18 protein-coding genes are annotated in these 18,493 nt (G+C 70.9%); 5 read left to right on the plus strand and 13 right to left on the minus strand.

The annotated features are described in order from the left end of the window. Nucleotides 1-7 precede the first annotated feature (7 nt). The 5 genes from SPK54_RS01775 to SPK54_RS01795 form a co-directional block, all read right to left on the minus strand. Nucleotides 8-1,426, minus strand: coding sequence for a peptidylprolyl isomerase (locus tag SPK54_RS01775; RefSeq protein ID WP_330946231.1), 1,419 nt, complete (start codon nucleotides 1,424-1,426; stop codon nucleotides 8-10). Continuing rightward, complete coding sequence (gene lptD / locus SPK54_RS01780) at nucleotides 1,423-3,723, minus strand: LPS assembly protein LptD (protein WP_330946232.1); 2,301 nt, start codon at nucleotides 3,721-3,723, stop codon at nucleotides 1,423-1,425. The genes SPK54_RS01775 and lptD overlap by 4 nt, the downstream gene beginning before the upstream one ends. 101 nt (nucleotides 3,724-3,824) lie before the next feature. Beyond that, nucleotides 3,825-4,736 carry a histone deacetylase family protein gene (locus SPK54_RS01785; protein WP_330946233.1) on the minus strand — a complete coding sequence of 304 codons (912 nt, stop codon included), beginning with the start codon at nucleotides 4,734-4,736 and terminating at the stop codon, nucleotides 3,825-3,827. 25 nt (nucleotides 4,737-4,761) lie between these two features. Next, a complete protein-coding gene (locus SPK54_RS01790) occupies nucleotides 4,762-5,313 on the minus strand; it encodes a cob(I)yrinic acid a,c-diamide adenosyltransferase (protein ID WP_330946234.1) in 552 nt (183 codons plus the stop codon). Continuing rightward, nucleotides 5,313-5,882, minus strand: a complete 570-nt coding sequence (locus SPK54_RS01795) for a DUF6580 family putative transport protein (protein WP_330946235.1) — start codon at nucleotides 5,880-5,882, stop codon at nucleotides 5,313-5,315. The genes SPK54_RS01790 and SPK54_RS01795 overlap by 1 nt, the downstream gene beginning before the upstream one ends. 42 nt (nucleotides 5,883-5,924) lie before the next feature. On the opposite strand from SPK54_RS01795, the gene ubiH reads away from it, so the two are divergent. Further along, nucleotides 5,925-7,166 carry a 2-octaprenyl-6-methoxyphenyl hydroxylase gene (gene ubiH, locus SPK54_RS01800; protein ID WP_330946236.1) on the plus strand — a complete coding sequence of 414 codons (1,242 nt, stop codon included), beginning with the start codon at nucleotides 5,925-5,927 and terminating at the stop codon, nucleotides 7,164-7,166. After that, nucleotides 7,163-8,365: an FAD-dependent oxidoreductase gene (locus SPK54_RS01805; protein WP_330946237.1), complete on the plus strand. Its 1,203-nt coding sequence runs from the start codon at nucleotides 7,163-7,165 to the stop codon at nucleotides 8,363-8,365. Before ubiH ends, SPK54_RS01805 begins: the two co-directional genes overlap by 4 nt. Nucleotides 8,366-8,485: 120 nt before the next feature. Here SPK54_RS01805 and rlmM read toward each other — a convergent pair whose 3' ends face one another. The 3 genes from rlmM to SPK54_RS01820 are packed head-to-tail and all read right to left on the minus strand — an operon-like array spanning nucleotide 8,486 to nucleotide 11,877. Beyond that, on the minus strand, nucleotides 8,486-9,565 hold the full coding sequence (rlmM, locus tag SPK54_RS01810; protein ID WP_330946490.1) for a 23S rRNA (cytidine(2498)-2'-O)-methyltransferase RlmM: 1,080 nt from the start codon (nucleotides 9,563-9,565) through the stop codon (nucleotides 8,486-8,488). Continuing rightward, nucleotides 9,561-10,124: a nucleoside deaminase gene (locus tag SPK54_RS01815; protein ID WP_330946491.1), complete on the minus strand. Its 564-nt coding sequence runs from the start codon at nucleotides 10,122-10,124 to the stop codon at nucleotides 9,561-9,563. Before SPK54_RS01815 ends, rlmM begins: the two co-directional genes overlap by 5 nt. Before the next feature lie 7 nt (nucleotides 10,125-10,131). Further along, entirely contained in the window at nucleotides 10,132-11,877 is a 1,746-nt protein-coding gene (locus SPK54_RS01820) for a glutamine--tRNA ligase/YqeY domain fusion protein (RefSeq protein WP_330946238.1), read from the minus strand. Nucleotides 11,878-11,982: 105 nt separating this feature from the next. On the opposite strand from SPK54_RS01820, the gene SPK54_RS01825 reads away from it, so the two are divergent. Continuing rightward, nucleotides 11,983-12,240 carry a DUF2007 domain-containing protein gene (locus SPK54_RS01825; RefSeq protein WP_330946239.1) on the plus strand — a complete coding sequence of 86 codons (258 nt, stop codon included), beginning with the start codon at nucleotides 11,983-11,985 and terminating at the stop codon, nucleotides 12,238-12,240. Further along, nucleotides 12,237-13,154, plus strand: coding sequence for a DMT family transporter (locus SPK54_RS01830; RefSeq protein WP_330946240.1), 918 nt, complete (start codon nucleotides 12,237-12,239; stop codon nucleotides 13,152-13,154). Before SPK54_RS01825 ends, SPK54_RS01830 begins: the two co-directional genes overlap by 4 nt. Before the next feature lie 17 nt (nucleotides 13,155-13,171). On the opposite strand, the gene SPK54_RS01835 is transcribed toward SPK54_RS01830, so the two are convergent. The 5 genes from SPK54_RS01835 to ahpC all read right to left on the minus strand — a co-directional run bounded on the left by SPK54_RS01835 (nucleotide 13,172) and on the right by ahpC (nucleotide 17,463). After that, nucleotides 13,172-13,813, minus strand: a complete 642-nt coding sequence (locus SPK54_RS01835; RefSeq protein WP_330946241.1) for a hypothetical protein — start codon at nucleotides 13,811-13,813, stop codon at nucleotides 13,172-13,174. 25 nt (nucleotides 13,814-13,838) lie between these two features. Beyond that, complete coding sequence (oxyR, locus tag SPK54_RS01840) at nucleotides 13,839-14,744, minus strand: DNA-binding transcriptional regulator OxyR (protein WP_330946242.1); 906 nt, start codon at nucleotides 14,742-14,744, stop codon at nucleotides 13,839-13,841. Next, a complete protein-coding gene (locus tag SPK54_RS01845) occupies nucleotides 14,741-15,160 on the minus strand; it encodes a VOC family protein (protein ID WP_330946243.1) in 420 nt (139 codons plus the stop codon). Before SPK54_RS01845 ends, oxyR begins: the two co-directional genes overlap by 4 nt. 3 nt (nucleotides 15,161-15,163) lie before the next feature. Further along, nucleotides 15,164-16,744: an alkyl hydroperoxide reductase subunit F gene (ahpF, locus tag SPK54_RS01850; protein ID WP_330946244.1), complete on the minus strand. Its 1,581-nt coding sequence runs from the start codon at nucleotides 16,742-16,744 to the stop codon at nucleotides 15,164-15,166. Between the two features lie 155 nt (nucleotides 16,745-16,899). Beyond that, nucleotides 16,900-17,463 (minus strand): alkyl hydroperoxide reductase subunit C, encoded by a 564-nt coding sequence (gene ahpC, locus SPK54_RS01855; RefSeq protein ID WP_190281798.1) that lies wholly within the window; start codon nucleotides 17,461-17,463, stop codon nucleotides 16,900-16,902. Nucleotides 17,464-17,650: 187 nt separating this feature from the next. Between ahpC and prmC the strand changes: the two genes are divergently transcribed. Beyond that, nucleotides 17,651-18,484, plus strand: a complete 834-nt coding sequence (prmC, locus tag SPK54_RS01860; RefSeq protein ID WP_330946245.1) for a peptide chain release factor N(5)-glutamine methyltransferase — start codon at nucleotides 17,651-17,653, stop codon at nucleotides 18,482-18,484. Nucleotides 18,485-18,493 lie beyond the last annotated feature (9 nt).

Consider the following 18,493-nt stretch of genomic DNA (forward strand, 5'->3'; position numbering starts at 1 on the left):
GTGCGCCTCAGAAGACCGCGCGGCTGCCCTCGGCGCGCTCGACCGGGGTGACCTTGGGCTGTTCCTTCTGCGTCTCCGGCAGTTCGGGCCGGGTGGACCTGCCCTGTTCGTTGCGCACGTCCACGTAGGCTTCCCCGCGCATCTCGCGCAGGAAGCGGTCCCATTCCTCTTCCAGCTTGCGGCGACCGATGGTCTCGCGGACCTGCGCGCGCAGGTTCTCGTCGCCTGCGGCGATCTCGCGGCTGCCGTTGCGCTGCACGATCACCCAGCCCGCATCGGTCTTGAACGGCGCCGAGGTCTGCCCGTCGCCCAGCGCCGCCACCTGCATGCCGAACGCGGTGCCGTAGGTGTCGGCGCCGAACCAGCCCAGGTCGCCGCCGCGGCGGCGGGTGGTGGCGTCGTCGGAATCCTCGCTGGCCAGCTTGGCGAAATCCGCGCCGCCGGCCAGCCGCGCCGCCAGCGTGTCGATCTTCGCCTTGGCGGCCGCGTCGTCGGTCTTGTCGTCGACCTTCACCAGGATCTGGCGGGCCGAGAACTGGGTGACCTTCTCGCCGCTGCCGGCGGCCTGGGTGCGGGTGCCCACCAGCTGCAGCAGCTGGAAGCCGCTGGGGCCGCGGATCGGGCCGATCACCTGGCCGTCCTGCATCTGCTGGATGACCGACGCGAACGACGGCGGAATCTCGTTGAGGCTGCGCCAGCCGAGGTCGCCGCCCTCCAGCGCGTTGGGGCTGTCGGAATAGCGCACCGCGGCGGCGGCGAAGGTCATCTCGCCGCGGTCGATCAGGCCCTTCACGCCCTCGATCTTCTTCTGCGCGGTGGCGATCTGCTCCGGACTGGCCGCTTCCGGCGTCCCCACCAGGATGTGGGCGAGGTGGAACTGCTGGCTGGCGGTAGCCGAGGCGTTGGCCATCGCCGCGTCGACCTCGCCCTCGCTGACGTTGATCCGGCCCTGGGCGAAGCTCTGGCGCAGCTTCTGGGTGATGATCTCGTCGCGCAGGCTGTTGCGGAAATCGGTGAACGACAGGCCGTCCTCGGCCAGGCGCGCGCGCAGCTGGTCGATGGTCATGCCGTTCTGCTGGGCGACGCCCTGCACCGCGCGCTCCAGGTCCTGGTCGCTGGCGGTGATGCCGGCGTCGGTGGCGCGCGCGATCTGCAGGCGCAGCAGCACCAGGCGCTCCAGCACCTGCCGTTCCAGCACGTCGGCCGGCGGCAGCTGGTTGGCCTGGCCGGCGTACTGGGCGCGGATGTTGGCGACCGCGCGGTCGAGTTCGCTGCGCAGGATCACGTCCTCGTTGACCACGGCGGCGATCCGGTCGACCGGCTGGAGGGACGCGGCGTCCTGCGCGGCCGCGCCACCGGCGAGCAGCAGCACGGGCAGCAGCGCGGCGAGATGGCGGGGGGCACGCAGGCGATGGATGAAGGTCATGGATTGGCGTTCGCGTTGTCGGGCGGGAAAGGCTGGCCCGTGGCGGTCTGCGGCGGCACCAGATAGAGGTCGTCGCGATTGTAGCCGAGGATCGACCGGCGCAAGGCGCGGCGCGCGTCTTGGCCGGCGGAACCGAGGCCCTTGAGTTCGATCTCGAACATCAGTGCGTTGCTCAGCTCGCCGGCGCGGTTGTGCACGTAGCGGCGGGCGACCAGGCGCATCGCCACGCAGCAGCTGTCCCACTGCACGCCGGCCAGGCTCTCCAGCGCCTTGCGGTCGCGCAACGAATAGTAGCCGCGGCCGACCAGGCTCCAGCTGGCGTTCAGCGGGTACAGGAAGGAAACATCCACCTGTTCCAGCAGCGCGCGGCGGTAACGGTAGGCGAGGTTGAACACGCCCTCGTCCGGCAGCAGGTAGCGCGCGCGCATGCTGGCCAGGTCGGTGCGCTTGAACTTCGGGTCGCGCTGGTAGGAGGCGCCGATGGTCCAGCGGTCGGTGGGCGCGTAGTTGACGTCGGCTACCCACGCCGAGCGGCCCTTCTCGGTCACCGGCTCGTTCGGCAGCCGCACCAGCGATTCCTTCAGGTAGCGGATCTGGCCCAGGCTGGCGGAAAAGCGTTCGAAGCCGTCCGCCTGGCGGATCATGCGGGAGCTGACCGCCAGGGTGATCTGGTTGGCATCGGCCTGGCGGTCGGCGCCGGAATAGCGGTTCTCGCGGAACAGCTGGCTCCAGCTGAAGGTCAGCGGCTGGGTGTCGAACACCGGCATGTCGCCCTGGTCCTCGTAGGGCACGTTCAGGTAGAACAGGCGCGGTTCGATGGTCTGCAGGTAGCGCTTGCCCTTGACCTGGGTTTCGCGGTCGAAGAACAGGCCGGTGTCGACGCTGAAGATGGACTGTGCGCGCGTCGGCGACTCCCCGCCCAGCGCCTGCCCCAGCGTGCGGTCCAGCGAATAGCCGGTGTAGCGCCAGGCCAGGGTGGGGCGGAGGAACCAGGCGTCGCCCTCGAGCGGGGCGCCGATCCACGGGCGCAGGTCCACGCGCGAGCCGGCGGCGTATACCGGGTGATGGAAGCGCACCGCTTCGGCATCCACGCCCGCGTGCAGCAGGCCGCCGACGCGGCGTTCCCAGTTCAGGTAGGCCCGCGGCAGGCGGTCGTAGGGCAGCACCGCGTCGGTCAGGGTGTAGTCCGCCAGCTGCCAGTGATCGGCGACCACGCCGGCGGTCCAGTCGCGGCCGCGGCCGTAGACGCCCAGCGCGCTGTACGAGGTCGCCTGCGACAGGCCGTCGATGCTGCTGCTGAAGTCTTCGTAGTAGCGCGGGTCGCTGATCCAGTTGAGGCTGGCGCGCGCCTGCCAGTCCGGCGCGAGGTTGTGCACGCCCTCGAAGTGGGCCAGGCCGCGGCTGCGGTCGCGCAGTTCGTCGTTCGGCATCCAGACGCCATCCAGCGTGCCTTCGCCGTTTTCCAGCAGGTAGCGGAACTGCGCGCCCAGCAGCGCGCCGCGCTTGCTCATCCAGCGCGGGCTGAGGGTGGCATCGTAGTTGGGCGCCAGGTTGAGGTAGACCGGCTGGCGCCAGTCGAAGCCGTTGCGGCCGGAATTGGAGATCGACGGATACAGCAAGCCGGTGCGGCGGCGCTCGTCGGTGGGGAACATGAACCACGGCATGTAAAGCACCGGCACCTTGCCCACCTTCAGGCTCGCGCCGCGGGCCACGGCCATGCCGCTGTCGGTATCGATGTCGATCCGCCGCGCGCTGACTTCCCAATGGCGCTGCGCCGGCGGGCAGGTGGAGAACGTGGCGCCGCGCAGGCTGCCCATTTCCCCGGCCAGGTTGAGGCTGTCGGCCCTGCCGTTGCCGCGCCGCGACAGCAGTTGGTATTCCAGGTCCTGCATGGCATGGGTGTCGGTGTTCTGGTCGCCTTCGGCGCGCGCCGCGCGCAGGCGCAGGCCGCGGGCCTGGAAGCGCACGCTGCCTTCCGCTGCGTACTGGCCCGCCTCCTTGTCGAAGGTGAGCTGGTCCGCGCCCATGAACTGGTTGCCGCGGCGCATGGTCACGTTGCCCTGGAACATGGGGTTGGCGTCGGTGCCGGACAGCAGGTCGCCTTCGATATCGGTGGGCGTCTCGCCGGTGGGATCGATGTTCAGCCCTTCCGGCGCACGCATGGCGTCCGCGAACGGTGGCACCACGTCGCCGACCGGGCACAGCCGCCAGTTCTGCGGTGGGTCGTCGGCGGCGCGCGCCTGCAGGCAGAGCGCGACGCACAGGGACAGGGGAAGCAGGCGCAGGACGGGACGCACGGGCGATCCGGGGCGAAAAACGGATCGTTAGCTTGCCGGAAGCAGCCAGCAGCGGCAAACGCGGGAAGCGCCGCGCGTTTGCGTGGGCTTCAGCCGCGCCTTCACAGGCGCAGGCTGTCGACGTGCGCCACCACGCATTCGGCCAGCGTGGCGAGGTCGTAGCCGCCCTCCAGCGTCGACACGATCCTGCCGTCGGCGTGGCGGTCGGCGATGGCGACCAGTTCGCGGGTCAGCCAGGCGAAGTCGGCGGTGTCCAGCAGCAGCCCGGCCAGCGGGTCGCGGCGATGGCCGTCGAAGCCGGCGGACACCAGCAGCAACTGTGGCTGGAACAGGTCCACCGCCGGCAGCAACTCCTCGCGCCAGGCGGCACGGAAATCCAGGCCGTCGGTCCCCTTTGGCAGGGGCAGGTTGAAGATGTTGCCGCAGCCGGTCTCGTTGCGCGCCCCGGACTCGGGATACAGCGGCCACTGGTGCGAACTGGCGTAGAGCACGCGCGGCTCGCGCTCGAAGATCGCCTGGGTGCCGTTGCCGTGGTGGACGTCGAAATCGACGATCGCCACCCGCTCCAGGCCGTGCCGGTCGATGGCATGGCGGGCCGCCACCGCCACGTTGTTGAACAGGCAGAAGCCCATCGCCGCTGCCGCGGTGGCGTGGTGGCCGGGCGGGCGCACCGCGCAGAACGCGCGGCGGGTGCGGCCGGCCAGTACGGAATCGACCGCGGCCACGCCAGCGCCGGCGGCGCGCAGCGCGGCATCGGCGGACTGGGGCGACAGCATGGTGTCGGGATCAAGCGGTTGCAGCGCGCGCGGCGCCGCCTCCAGCACCGCGTCGAGCAGATGCGGGTCGTGCACACGCAGCAGCTGGCCCCGGCTGGCGGGGGGCGCCTGCTGCCAGTCCAGGTCCGGATGCGCCGCTTCCAGCGCATGCAGCACCGCGCGCAGGCGCTCGGGGCGTTCCGGGTGGTCGGGGCCGGTATCGTGCGCCAGGCAAGCGGCATGGGTGTAGATCTGCATCACCTGCCGTTCCTCCGCCAGAGGTCTACCTGCGGCGCTCGTGCTTCCACAGCACCTCGCCGTGGCCGCTGGCGCGGGCGAGCACGCGGGCGAGCACGAACAGCAGGTCGGACAGCCGGTTCAGGTAGCGCACCGGCTGCGGACGCACCTCTTCCAGACGCGCCAGCGACACTGCGGCGCGTTCGGCCCGGCGCACCACCGTGCGGGCGACATGGCAGCGCGACGCCGCTTCGCCGCCGCCGGGCAGGATGAATTCCTTCAGCGGCGGCAGGTCTTCGTTGAAGTGGTCGAGCTGGGCTTCCAGCGCTTCGATGTCGGCATCGAAGATTGCCGCATGCCCGGGAATGCACAGCTCGCCGCCGAGGTCGAACAGCTGGTGCTGCACGCGCACCAGCAGGCCGCGCACGTCCTCGGGCACGTCCGCGGCCAGCAGCACGCCGATGCAGGAATTGGCTTCGTCGACGGTGCCGTAGGCCTCCACCCGCGCCGAGTCCTTGCCGACCCGCGAACCGTCGCCCAGGCCGGTGCTGCCGTCGTCACCGGTGCGGGTGTAGATCTTGCTGAGGCGGTTGCCCATCAGGCCGTCTGCGCGCGCAGCGCCGGCAGCTGCCGGCGCAACAGCTCGAAGCCCCCGAACAGCAGCGCCGCGTAGACCAGGGTGCCGAGCACGGTCCACTGGAAGAACGGCACGCCGGCGACGAAGGCCGCGGTCAGGCCGGCGGCGTTATGCGGATACATCGACCCGAACGCCCACACGCCGGCATTGGTCAGCACGAAGAACAGCAGCGAGCCGGCCAACGAATAGCCCAGCACGCGGCCGGCGCCGACCTTGCCGCGCAGGCCGAAGCCCAGCACGGTGGAGAGGGCGATGCAGGCATACACCATCAGGTAGCCGGCGCTGGCGAAGTAGCTCCAGTAGATGCCGCCGTTGACCAGGCCCAGCACCAGGTCGGAGGCGAACATCGCCACCAGCGGCACGACCAGCGCCCACTGGCGCTTGGCGAAATAGGCGCCGCCAAACAGCGCAACCGCCTCGATCGGGGAGAAATTCGGCGGGTGCGGAATGACCCGGCTCAGCGCCGCGACGAAGATCAGCGCGGTGAGCAGCAGCGGGCCGGCGGGGAGCGTCGAGGCGGGGCGATTCATGGCATCGGGACGGGCGGACTGCGGAGCCGTTAGCATAGCGCAATGTCCATTCAAGCCTCTGGAAACGGCCCCGCGCATGACGTGCTGATCGTCGGCGGCGGCCTGGTCGGCGCCAGCCTCGCGATCGCGCTGGACGCGCAGGGGCTGGATGTCGGCATGGTCGAGGCCGCACCGGCCGGCGCGCTGCCGCCGGTGTTCGACCAGCGCAATCTCAGCTTTGCCGAAGCTACCCTCAATGCGCTGCAGGCGCTGGGCGTGCTGCCGCTGATGCGTGCGCCCACCGGGCCGATCCGGCGCATCCACGTCAGCCGCCGCGGCGACTTCGGGCGCATGCTGCTGGACGCGCAGGCCTACGGGCGCAGCGAGTTCGGCCGGGTGGTGGTGGCGCGGGATTTCGGCGAGGCGCTGGAGGCGCGGCTGCTGCAACTGAAAGGCCTGACGCGCTACCGGCCCGCGCGTTTCACCGGACTTGGCGAAGGCGAAAATGGCCTGCGCGCGATCCGCATCGTCGATGCGAATGGCGAGCGGGAGCTGCGGGCGAAACTGCTGGTGGCCGCCGACGGCGCGCGCAGCGCGCTGCGCGAGGCACTGGCCATCGGCACGCGCGAGCACGACTACGGCCAGACCCTGTTCGTGGCCCGCCTGCGCACGCAGCGCGCGCCCGACGGCACCGCCTTCGAACGCCTGACCGAGCACGGCCCGACCGCGCTGCTGCCGCGCGGCGACGGCCATTACGGGCTGGTGCACGGCGTCCGGCGCGAGGACGCGGAAGCGGTGGCCGGGCTGGACGATGCGGCCTTCCTGGCGCGCGTGCAGGAAGCGTTCGGCTGGCGCGCCGGGCGCTTCCTGTCGGTCGGCGAGCGCAGCCGCTACCCGATGCTGGGTTGCGTGGCCGACGCGCTGGCCGCGCCGCGCGCGGTGCTGGTCGGCAATGCCGCGCAGTCGATCCATCCGCTCGGCGCGCAGGGTTTCAATCTGGGCCTGCGCGATGCGCTGACGCTGGCCGAATGCATTGCCGAACACGCCCGCGATCCCCGCGATCCCGGCGATGACGCCGTGCTGCGACGGCATGCCGCGCGCCGCGAAGAGGACCGCAGCCGCACCATCGCGTTCTCCGACGGGCTGGCGAAGCTCACCGCCAACGACGCACCGTTGCTGCGTCCATTGCGCAGCGCCGGTCTGGTGGCGGGCGATGCCTTCGGCTGGCTGCAGGGCCGGCTGGTGGGCGGCGCGATGGGCTACCGCGGCGACGTGCCGGCGCTGTGCCGCAAGGTGGCGGCATGAACCGGCGCGGCCTGCTGGACGCGGTGGTGGTCGGTGGCGGCGTGGTCGGCGCGGCCAGCGCCCTGATGCTGGCGCGGGAAGGCCTGCAGGTGGCGCTGGTGGAGGCGCGCCAGCCGGAGCCGTGGCGGCGCGAAACGCGCGACCTGCGGGTGTTCGCCTTTGCACCCGACAACGCCGCGCTGCTGGCCGATCTGGGCGTGTGGGCGCAGGTCGAAGCGGCGCGCGTGCAGCCGTATCGCGGCATGCGCGTGTGGGATGCGGCTGGCGGTGCGCCGCTGGCCTTCGATGCAGACGCGCTGGGCGAGCCGCAGTTGGGTTGGATCGTCGAGAACGCTCTGCTGGTGGATGCGCTGTGGAACGCGCTGCCGGCCGCCGGCGTGCGCCTGCACTGCCCGGCGAAAGTGGAAACGCTGGCGCAGGATACCGGCGGCGTGCGCCTTGGCCTGGAAGATGGACTGGTGCTGGAGGCGCGGCTGGCGATCGCCGCCGACGGCGGCCATTCGGCGCTGCGCCGGCTGGCCGGCATCCAGGCGCCATCGCACGACTACCACCAGCGCGGGCTGGTCGCCTTCGTCGCCAGCGAGGCGCCGCATCGCGAGACCTGCTGGCAGCGCTTCCTGCCCACCGGGCCGGTGGCGCTGCTGCCGTTCAATGACGATGGCGAGGCGCTGCTGCGTGGCCGCCTCGGTTCGATCGTTTGGACGCTGCCGGAAGCCGAGGCGCAGCGGCTGCTGGACGCACCGCAGGCCCAGTTCGAGCGCGAGCTGTCGGTGGCGTTCGGCGGCGAGCTCGGCGGCTTTACCCTCCAGTCGCAGCGCGCGGCGTTCCCGCTGCGCCGGCAACTGGCGCAGCGCCAGGTCGAAGGCCGGGTGCTGCTGGTCGGCGATGCCGCCCATGTGATGCACCCGCTGGCCGGGCAGGGCGTGAACCACGGCTTGCGCGATGTCTCCGCGCTGCGGGCGATGTTGCGCGGCGCGCAGGCGAAGGGTGGCGACATCGCCTCCGCGAGCCGGCTGGCGCGCTGGGCGCGCGCGCGCCGCAGCGACAACGCGCTGGGCGCGCACGCCTTCGAGGCCATCAACCGCGTCTTCAGCAACGACGCACTGCTGCCGACCCTGCTGCGCGGCCATGCGCTGGGGCTGGCGGGGCGCATGCCGCCGCTGGTGCGCGCGCTGTGGCGGCATGCGGCGGGGCGGTAGGCGGCAACCCGCGCGAACGGCATGGACGGCAATGCCGGCACCCCCTTCGATGGCGGCCGGTCACGGCGTGATGCCGCTACTGGCGCGGCAGGGCGCGGGTCGCGCCGGATGGGCCGCCAGTCAGTCGCGCGGGCGGTCGACCGTGGCGCTGGCGAACACGGTGATCTCCTCGCGGTCGTGGTAGAGCTGCTTGGCGCGGATGGTCAACGGCCTACCGGCCTGCTGCGCGAACAGGTCCAGGCACAGCCGGGTTTCCTGCCAGCGCTTCTTCATCGGCAGTTTGAGATTGAAGATGGCGTGGCGGCACCAGCCTTCGCGCAGCCAGGTGGCCATGCGTTCGGCCACGCGGCGCGGCTGTTCCACCATGTCGCACACCATCCAGTCCAGCGGATGGGGCGGCTGCCAGGAAAATCCGTCGGCGCGCAGGTGCTGCACCATGCCGGTGTCCAGCACGTGCTGGCGCAGTGGGCCGTTGTCGATGGCCGACACCCGCAGGCGGTTGCGGACCAGCACCCAGGTCCAGCCGCCGGGGGCGGCGCCGAGATCGGCGGCCACCATGCCTTCCTTCAGCAGGCGCGTGCGCTCGTCTTCGCTGAGCAGCACCAGCAGCGCCTCTTCCAGCTTCAGCGCGGAACGCGACGGCGCGTCCTTGTGCATGCGCAGGCGCGGGATGCCCAGCGGCCAGGGCGCGCTGTCGGCGGGCGTGCTGGTGGCGAGGAAGGCGTGGTCGCCGGCGGCGAAGCAGACGTGCAGGCGCGGCAGCCGGCGGCTGTCCTGCGCACTGAGCAGGTAACCCTTGCGCAGCGCCGGGCGCAGCGCGTTGCCGAGGCTGCGCGCCAGCCCCGCCAGCGGTTTGCCGGCATCGCTGTCCGGATGCTCCATCACCAGCTCGCCGTATAGCGGCGCCTGTCCCGCGGTGCGGGCGGGCGGCAGCGCCGCCAGCATCGGCGCGATGCGGTCGCTCGGATCCAGCCCGTTCAGTTCGGCCAGCAGGCGCAGCTTCTGCCGCGCGAAGATCAGTTCCGAGAACGGCAGCGCGCGATCCAGCGCTTCGCCGTCTTCGCAAAAGAACACCACGTAGCCGCTGTCGCGCTCGGTGCGCGCATAGCCGGCGATCCCGGCCTGTGCGGCGCGTTCGGTCAACTCGCCGGCCAGCTCCGGCTCGAAGCCCTGGCGGCAGTAGCACAGCAACCCGTCAATAATTCGGCCCGCCCAGTTCGCCGTAGGTCTTCAGCACCGCGCAGGCGGCGTCGCGCTGCACGTCGCGCACGACTTCAATGCCGCGCTTGTTGAGTTCGCCCACCCAGTCCGCCGGCAATGGGCCTTCGTCGAACGCGGTCAGCGCCATCACGTCCTCGGCGCGGGCGCCGATCAGCAGGCGGTCGATGCCGGCCCACATGGTCGCGCCGTAGCACTGGCAGCAGGGCTGCGCCGAGGTGGCCAAGGTGACCGGGCCGCCCAGCTCGTTCAGGCGGAACTGCTGCAGGCGCTGCTGCGCCAGCATGTAGGCCATGGTTTCCGCATGCGCCAGCGAGCAGCTCTGGCGCACCACCCGGTTCACGCCCACCGCGATCAGCTGGTGCTGCGGGCTGAACACCGCCGCGCCGAACGGGCCTCCGCTCTGGCGCTCCACGTTGTATTGCGACAGTTCGATGGCGAAGGCGACCTTGGCCTCGTCGCTGGAGAAATCGCGGCCGGCCACGTCCAGTTCCAGTACCCAGATCGGCAGGGTGATGTGCAGCTGCGCGGGAAGCGGCATCGCCATGTCAGGCCTTCTGCGCCCAGGTGTCGCGCAGGGTCACGCTGCGGTTGAACACCGGCTTGCCGGGCGCGTGGTCGTAGCGGTCGGCGACGAAATAGCCCAGCCGCTCGAACTGGAAGCCCTGCTCGTTCGCCGCCTGCGCCGCCGCCGGTTCGACGTAACCCGTTACCACCTTGCGCGAATCGGGATTGAGGTAGTCGACGTAGGTCTTGCCGCCTTCGTCGTTGTCCGGGTCCGGAACCGTGAACAGGCGGTCATACAGACGCACTTCCGCCGCCACCGCGTGCTGCGCGCTGACCCAGTGGATGGTGCCCTTGACCTTGCGGTTGGCGCCTTCCATGCCGGGGCGCGATTCCGGGTCCAGCGTGCAGCGCAGCTCGACCACGCGGCCGTCGGCGTCCTTCACCGCCTCGTCGCAGCGGACGATGCCGGCGCCGCGCAGCCGGACTTCGCCACCCAGGGTAAGGCGCTTGAAGCCCTTCGGCGGCACTTCCTCGAAGTCCTCGCGCTCGATCCACAGCTCGCGCGAGAACGGGATGCTGCGTTCGCCCTGCGCCTCGTCCTTGGGATGATTGGCGAAGGTGAGGGTTTCCTCGAAGCCGGCATCGAGGTTGGTCAGCACCAGCTTCAGTGGATCGATCACCGCCATCCGGCGCGGCGCGTGCGCGTCGAGGTCGTCGCGCAGCGCGCCTTCGAGGATGGAGATGTCCAGCAGCGAGTTCTGCTTGCTGATGCCCACGCGCTCCACCATCAGCTTCAGCGCCGACGGCGTGTAGCCGCGGCGGCGGATGCCCTGCAGGGTGGGCATGCGCGGGTCGTCCCAGCCGTCCACCAGCTTGTCGGTGACCAGCGCCATCAGCTTGCGCTTGCTCATCACCAGGTAGTTGAAGTTCAGTCGCGAAAATTCGATCTGGCGCGGCTTCCCGGCTTCCTTCGGCAGCCCCCGGGCGACCAGCGGCTCCAGCAGGTCCGGGTTGCCGGCCAGGTCCACGTTGTCCACGCACCAGTCGTACAGCGGGCGGTGGTCCTCGAATTCCAGCGTGCACAGCGAATGGGTGATGCCCTCGATGGCGTCGCCCAGCGCGTGGGCGAAGTCGTACATCGGGTAGATCGGCCATTCGCTGCCGGTGTTCTGGTGCTCCACGTGCTTGATCCGGTACAGCGCCGGATCGCGCAGGTTGATGTTGCCACTGGCCATGTCGATCTTCGCGCGCAGGGTGCGCGCGCCGCCCGGGAACTCGCCCGCGCGCATGCGCCGGAACAGGTCCAGGTTTTCCTCGACGCTGCGCTCGCGGAACGGCGAATTGCGGCCCGGCTCGACCAGGCTGCCGCGGTATTCGCGCACCTGTTCGGCGGACAGGTCGCAGACGAAGGCCTTGCCGTCGCGGATGAGTTTCTCGGCGGCAAGGTAATAGACGCCGAAGTAGTCCGAGGCATGGCGCAGGCTGTGCCAGTCGAAGCCCAGCCAGCGCACGTCGTCCTGGATGGCGCGCACGTATTCGGGGTCTTCGCGGGCGGGGTTGGTGTCGTCCAGCCGCAGGTTGCAGACGCCGCCGAACTCCTGCGCGACGCCGAAATCCAGGCAGATCGCCTTGGCGTGGCCGATGTGCAGGTAGCCGTTGGGCTCGGGCGGAAAGCGCGTCTTGATCGCGCTGTGCTTGCCGGAGGCGAGGTCGTCGCGGACGATCTGGCGGATGAAGTCGGTGCGGACGGGGGCGTCGGCGGCGGGCGGGGTCGGGGTCGAGGACACGGCGTGGGTGCTTCCTGGGTAGTCCGCTAGTCTATCCGAGCCGCACAGTGCAAGGGTTTCGCGGCGCCGTCGCGGGGCGTACGCTGGCCGCCACAAGGAGTGCCGATGCGCAGCGTGTACGAAGCCGCCAACCTGATCGATGCCCACCTGGTCCGGCAGGCGCTGGAAGCCGAGGGTATTCCCGCGTTCGTGCGCGGCGAGGCGCTGACCGGCGGGATCGGCGAACTGGGCGTGTTCGGGCTGGTGGGGGTGATGGTGCCCGATGCCGCCTGGCCGCAGGCGCGCGACGTGGTGGCGGCGCTGCAGCTGGGCGAGCAGGCGCTGGCGGACGACGAGGAATTTCCCGGCGCCCAGCCCGCATGAGCGCGGCGCATCCGCAGCGTGCGGCCGGCCTGCAGCTGCTGGCCGGTGCGGCGATCATCGGCAGCAATGGCCTGATGGTGCGGATGGCGGCGATGCCGCCGACCGCGGTGGCGTTCTGGCGGATGCTGCTGGCCGGCGCGCTGCTGGCCGCACTGGTGAGCGCACGACATGGTTGGCAACCGTTGCCGCGCAAGGCGTGGTGGTGGCTGGCGGTGCCGGTGGTCGCCTTCGCGGTCGACCTGTGGATGTGGCACAAGAGCATCCTGCTGGTGGGGCCGGGACTGTCCACCCTGCTGGCCAATGCGCAGGTGTTCTTCATGGCTATCGCCGGCGTGCTGCTGTTCGGCGAGCGGCTGAACGCGCGCTTCGTCGCCGGCGTGCTGCTGGCGTTCTCCGGCCTGTGGCTGCTGCTGGGCGCGGACTGGGCCACGCTGCCGCCGCAGTACCGCTGGGGCGTGTGGCTGGGGCTGGGCGCGGGCGTGTGCTATGCCGCCTACAACGTCGGCATCAAGCGCTCGCAGGCGGAGGCCGGCGCCGGGCGGGCGCGGGTGCCGGTGGAGCAGGTGCTGTGCTACGCCGCGTTCGGCAGCGCGCTGTGCCTGGGCTTGATCGGCTGGGCCGAGGGCGAGGCGTTCGCGCCGCCGTCGCTGCGCAGCTGGGGCGTGCTGCTGGCGCTGGCCGCGTTCGGCCATTGCCTGAGCTGGGTGCTGATCTCCCGCGCGATGGGCATGCTGCCGGTGGCGCTGGCCGGGTTGCTGCTGCTGGCGCAACCGATCGTGGCCTACCTGCTCGACGTGGTGTTCCTGGACGTGACCATCACCCCGCGGCAGTGGGCGGGGCTGGCGGTCAGCCTGGCCGGGATCTTCGTGGCCGGGATGAAGACCCGGCAGGACCACGCCGCGCAGGAGCCGTGAGCGCGGTCACAGCGCGGTCATAGCGTGGTCAGCGCACAGGCGTAGACCAGCTCGCACGCGCCGTCGCCGCTGTCGTCGCGGCGGAGCGAGCTGCGCCAGTGCCAACGGCCGTCGTCGGCATCGATGCGGACCAGCCAGCCGTCGATGCGCAGGCGCTGGCCGGCCTCGACCCTGCCCAGCGCGGCGGCCACGGCGTCGTTGGCGGGCACGATGTGCATGTTGGCGCTGCTGCGGGCGATTTCGTCCGCCGGAATCGGCGGCTGGTCCTGCCACCGGTAGCGGTACCAGCGGCCGCCCTGGCTGATGGTCAGCTGCGCCAGCACGGTGTCGTCGGCCATGCGGCCCCAGCCCAAGGCAAGGTCGGTGGGCGAAAACTCCGCTTCGCGGCCAAGCCGGTAGTCCTCGCGGCCCAGCACCCGCGCCTCCACGCTGAAGCCGGCCAGCGGCGAAAGCGTGGCGGCGCCGATGGCGGGCAGGGCGAGGCCGCGCGGTGCGTCGGTCTGCAGTGGCGGGTCGCCGCGCGGCACCCGCGGCGGCAATGGACAGCCGGTGATCGCCGTGGGGTCCGGCCGTGGCAGGGTGGACGGGGGATGCGCCAGCCACCAGCCCGCCAGCAGGCAGGCGACGACCGCCGCGAGCACCCCGCCGCGTATCCGCATCGATCTTGCTCCCGGTGCGCTTCTCTCAACCCTGCGCCAATTGTGCCCGTGCCTGCGTGCCGATCACATCCGCAAGCTGCTGCAGGAAGCCGTCCAGCGCCGAGGACTTGCGCCAGACCAGCGCGATCCGGCGGCTGGGCGCCGGATCGGCGAAGCGCACCAGGCGGATGCCGGCCGGCTGCACGATCGGGTCGTGCACCGACAGCGCCGGCAGCAGGGTGACGCCCACGCCGGCGGCCACCATCTGCCGCAGCGTCTCCAGGCTGGTGGCGCGGAAGCCGGTCTTCTCCTGCGCGCCCGACAGCCGGCACACGTCCAGCGCCTGGTCGCGCAGGCAGTGGCCGTCTTCCAGCAGCAGCAGGGTCTCGTCGCCCAGCGCATCGACGCGCAGTCCGTTGGCCTGCGCCAGCGGATGCTGCTGCGGCGCGGCCAGCAGGAACGGCTCCTCGAACAGGAACTGCGCATGCAGCTGCTCGTCGTGGAGCGGCAGCGCCAGCAGCGCGGCGTCCAGCTTGCCTTCGCGCAGCCGCGCCAGCAGCACGTCGCTCTTCTCTTCGGTGAGCAGCAGCTCCAGCTGCGGGAAGCGTTCGCGCAGCTGCGGCACCACGTGCGGCAGCAGATACGGGCCAAGGGTGGGGAACACGCCCAGCCGCAGCGCGCCGGACGCCGGGTCGCGGCCGCGCCGCGCGGACTCCTTCAGTTCGTCCACCTCCGCCACGATCCGGCGCGCGCGCTGCACCGCGTCCTGGCCGGCCGCGGTCAGCATGACCTTGCGCGGCGCGCGTTCGATCAGCACCACGCCCAGCTCCTCCTCCAGCTTGCGGATCTGGGTGGACAGGGTGGGCTGGCTGACGAAGCAGGCGTCCGCGGCGCGGCCGAAATGGCGCAGGTCGGCCAGGGCGACGAGGTAACGGAGATCGCGCAGGTTCAAGCGGAGGGGCCCTTGAGTTCGACGGTGTTGCCGTCGGGATCGTCGAAATAGAGCGAAAGGCCATCGCCTTCCGCGCCGAAATTGCTGGTTGCGGGTCTCTGGGGCACAACGCCATGCCCGGCAAGATGGGCGACGATGGCGGCCTCGTCAAACGGTTCGATGCGCAGGCACAGGTGGTCCAGGTTGCGGCCCTCTGAGCCCGCCGCACCGCCGCCCCGGCGGCCCAGTTTCCCGTCCACCGCGACCAGGTCGATCATCGAGGCGCCGGCGCGCAGGTGACGCAGGCCGAGGTCGTCGCGGCGGCGCGCGACCTCGCAGCCCAGCACCGCGCGATAGAACGCCTCGCTGCGGTCCAGGTCGCGCACGCGCAGCACCACGTGGTCGAGGCGCTGCACGTCGAACGGCCGGGCAGTCATCGCTCAGGCCGCCTGCGCCACGGCTGCCGGGGCGGAGTGGCGGATCAGGAAGTCGAAGGCCGACAGCGCGGCGGTCGAACCCGCGCCCATCGCCACGACGATCTGCTTGTACGGCTCGGTGGTGGCGTCGCCGGCGGCAAACACCCCCGGCACGCTGGTGTGGCCGCGGTCGTCGACCACGATCTCGCCGCGCGGGGACAGTTCCACTGCGCCCTTCAGCCATTCGGTGTTGGGCAGCAGGCCGATCTGCACGAACACGCCGGCCAGCTCCAGGTCGCTCACCTGGCCATTGGTGCGGTCGGTGAAGCGTAGGCCGGTCAGCTTGGCGCCATCGCCCACCATCTCGGTGGTCTGCGCGTTCAAGTGCACCGCGGTGTTGGGCAGGCTGCGCAGCTTGCGCTGCAGCACGTCGTCGGCGCGCAGCTTGCCGTCGAACTCCAGCACGGTGACGTGTTCGACCACGCCGGCCAGGTCGATCGCGGCCTCGATGCCGGAGTTGCCGCCGCCGATCACCGCCACCTTCTTGCCCTTGAACAGCGGGCCGTCGCAGTGCGGGCAATAGGTCACGCCCTTGGTGCGGTAGTCGGCCTCGCCGGGCACGCCGGTCTGGCGCCAGCGTGCGCCGGGGGCGAGGATGACGGTGCGGGCGCGCAGGGTGGCGCCGCTCTCGAGCTCCACGCCCGCCAGCTCGCCGGCCGCGCTGGCTGGATGCAGGGCCTTGGCGCGCTGCGCGGTGATCACGTCGACGCCGTAGCTGCGCACGTGCGCCTCCAGCGAGGCCGCCAGCTTCGGGCCTTCGGTGTATTCCACCGACGGGAAGTTCTCGATCGACATGGTGTCCAGCACCTGGCCACCGAAGCGCTCCGCCACCAGGCCGGTGCGGATGCCCTTGCGCGCGGCGTAGATCGCCGCCGCCGCACCGGCCGGGCCGCCGCCCACGATCAGCACTTCGTACGGCTCGCGCTCCTTCAATGCCTCGGCCGCGCGCGCCGCGGCGCCGGTGTCGAGCCTGGCCAGCACCTGCTCGATGCTCATGCGGCCGGCGTCGAATTCCTCGCCGTTCATGTAGATCGTCGGCACCGACAGGATCTGCTTGGCCTCGACCTCGGCCTGGAACAGCGCGCCGTCGATGGCCACGTGGCGGATGCGCGGGTTGAGCACGCTCATCGCGTTCAGCGCCTGCACCGTGTCCGGGCAACTCTGGCAGTGCAGCGACATGTAGGTCTCGAAGGCGTAGTCGCCCGGCAGCTCGCGCACCTGCTGCGCCAGCGCCTCGTCGATCTTCACCGGGTGGCCGCCCACCTGCAGCAGCGCCAGCACCAGCGAAGTGAATTCGTGGCCCAGCGGGATCGCGGCGAAGCCGACCTGCACGTCGCTGCCGGTGCGGCGGATCAGGAACGAGGGCTTGCGGGCGTCGTCGCCGCTGGCGCGGGTGATCTTCGGCGACAGCGCGGCGATCTCGCCCAGCAGTTCATCGAGTTCGCGCGCAGCCTCGGAGTCGTCCAGCGAGGCGACCAGTTCGATCGGCTGCTGCAGCTTTTCCAGATAGGCGGCGAGCTGGGTCTTGAGGGCGGCATCCAACATGGCTGTCTCCTGCGGGGGTCGGGATTCGGGTAGGCGTTGCCGTTGCGCACGGCATCGCCGGCGCGGACGGGCGAAGAAAGGGTTGCGCGGAACCGGCGCGTGGCACCAATTCCGCGCAACCCTCTCCCTTGCGGAAGAGGGTGCGCGTGCCGGGGTCAGATCTTGCCGACCAGGTCCAGCGACGGGGTGATGGTCTTGGCGCCTTCCTTCCACTTGGCCGGGCAGACCTCGTTCGGATGACTGGCGACGAACTGGGCCGCCTTGAGCTTGCGCACGGTCTCGCTGACATCGCGGGCGATGGCGTTGTCGTGGATTTCCATCGTCTTGATGGTGCCGCTCGGGTCGATCACGAAGGTGCCGCGCAGGGCCAGGCCCTCCTCCGGGATGTGCACGCCGAAGGCGTTGGTCAGCGCGTGGGTGGGGTCGCCCACCAGCGGGAACTTGGCCTTGCCGACGGCCGGCGAGGTTTCGTGCCAGACCTTGTGGCTGAAGTGGGTGTCGGTGGTGACGATGTAGACCTCGGCGCCGGCCTTCTGGAACTCGTCGTAGTGCTCGGCGGCGTCTTCGATCTCGGTCGGGCAGTTGAAGGTGAAAGCGGCCGGCATGAAGATCAGGACCGACCACTTGCCCTGCAGATCCTTCTCGGTCACTTCGATGAACTGGCCGTTCTTGAACGCGTTGGCCTTGAACGGCTGGACCTGGGTATTGATCAGGGACATGGATGCTCCTCGGATGGTTGGGGGGTGGATGGTCTGGAACGAAGGCCAGCATAGGTGCCGGCAATCAATTTTTGAAATTGATTGTTGCCATTCAATTGATAGCTCAAGACTATCATAGTTGGCGTTTCCATGCTGCGCGGCGATACCTTTCTTTGGCGTCAAGACGCGCGCTGGCTACCATCTGGCGATGAATCCGGACGTTCCCACCGTTGCGCGCCTGCTGGCCCGCGCCCGCGACCTGATCGATCCCGCCGATGCCGCGCTGCTGCTGGCGCACGCGCTGGGCGAATCGCGCAGCTGGCTGTTCGCGCATGCCGACGACGCGCCGGGCGAGGCGGAAGCCGCGCGCTTCGACGTCCTGCTGGCGCGGCGGGCCGCGGGCGAGCCGGTGGCCTACCTGACCGGCTGGCGCGGGTTCTGGACGCTGGAGCTGGCGGTCACCCCGGCGACCCTGGTGCCGCGCCCGGAGACGGAACTGCTGGTGGACTTGGCGCTGGCGCGGCTGCCCGTCGATGCGCCGGTACGGGTGGCCGACCTCGGCACCGGCAGCGGCGCGATCGCGCTGGCCATCGCCAGCGAGCGGCCGCGGGCGCAGGTGCTGGCGACCGATGCCAGCAGCGCGGCGCTGGACGTGGCCCGCGGCAACGCCGCGCGCAACGGCATCGGCAACGTGGCGTTCCGCCTTGGCAGCTGGCTGCAGCCGCTGGGCGAAGACACATTCGACCTGATCGCCAGCAATCCGCCGTACATCGCCGAGGGCGATCCGCACCTGGCCCGTGGCGACCTGCGCTTCGAACCGGCGATGGCGCTGTCCTGCGGTGCCGATGGGCTGGATGCGATCCGGGTGATCGTGCGCGACGCGCCGGCTTGCCTGCGTCCGGGCGGCTGGCTGCTGCTGGAACACGGCTGGGACCAGGGCGATGCGGTGCGCGCGCTGCTGGCGGCGGCCGGGTTCGCGGACGTCGCCACCGAGCGCGACCTCGAGCAGCGCGACCGGGTGAGCCTGGGCCGGTTGCGCTAGCCGCGCGGC

It is taken from the genome of Thermomonas sp. LB-4 (assembly GCF_036409385.1).
GTDB lineage: Bacteria > Pseudomonadota > Gammaproteobacteria > Xanthomonadales > Xanthomonadaceae > Thermomonas.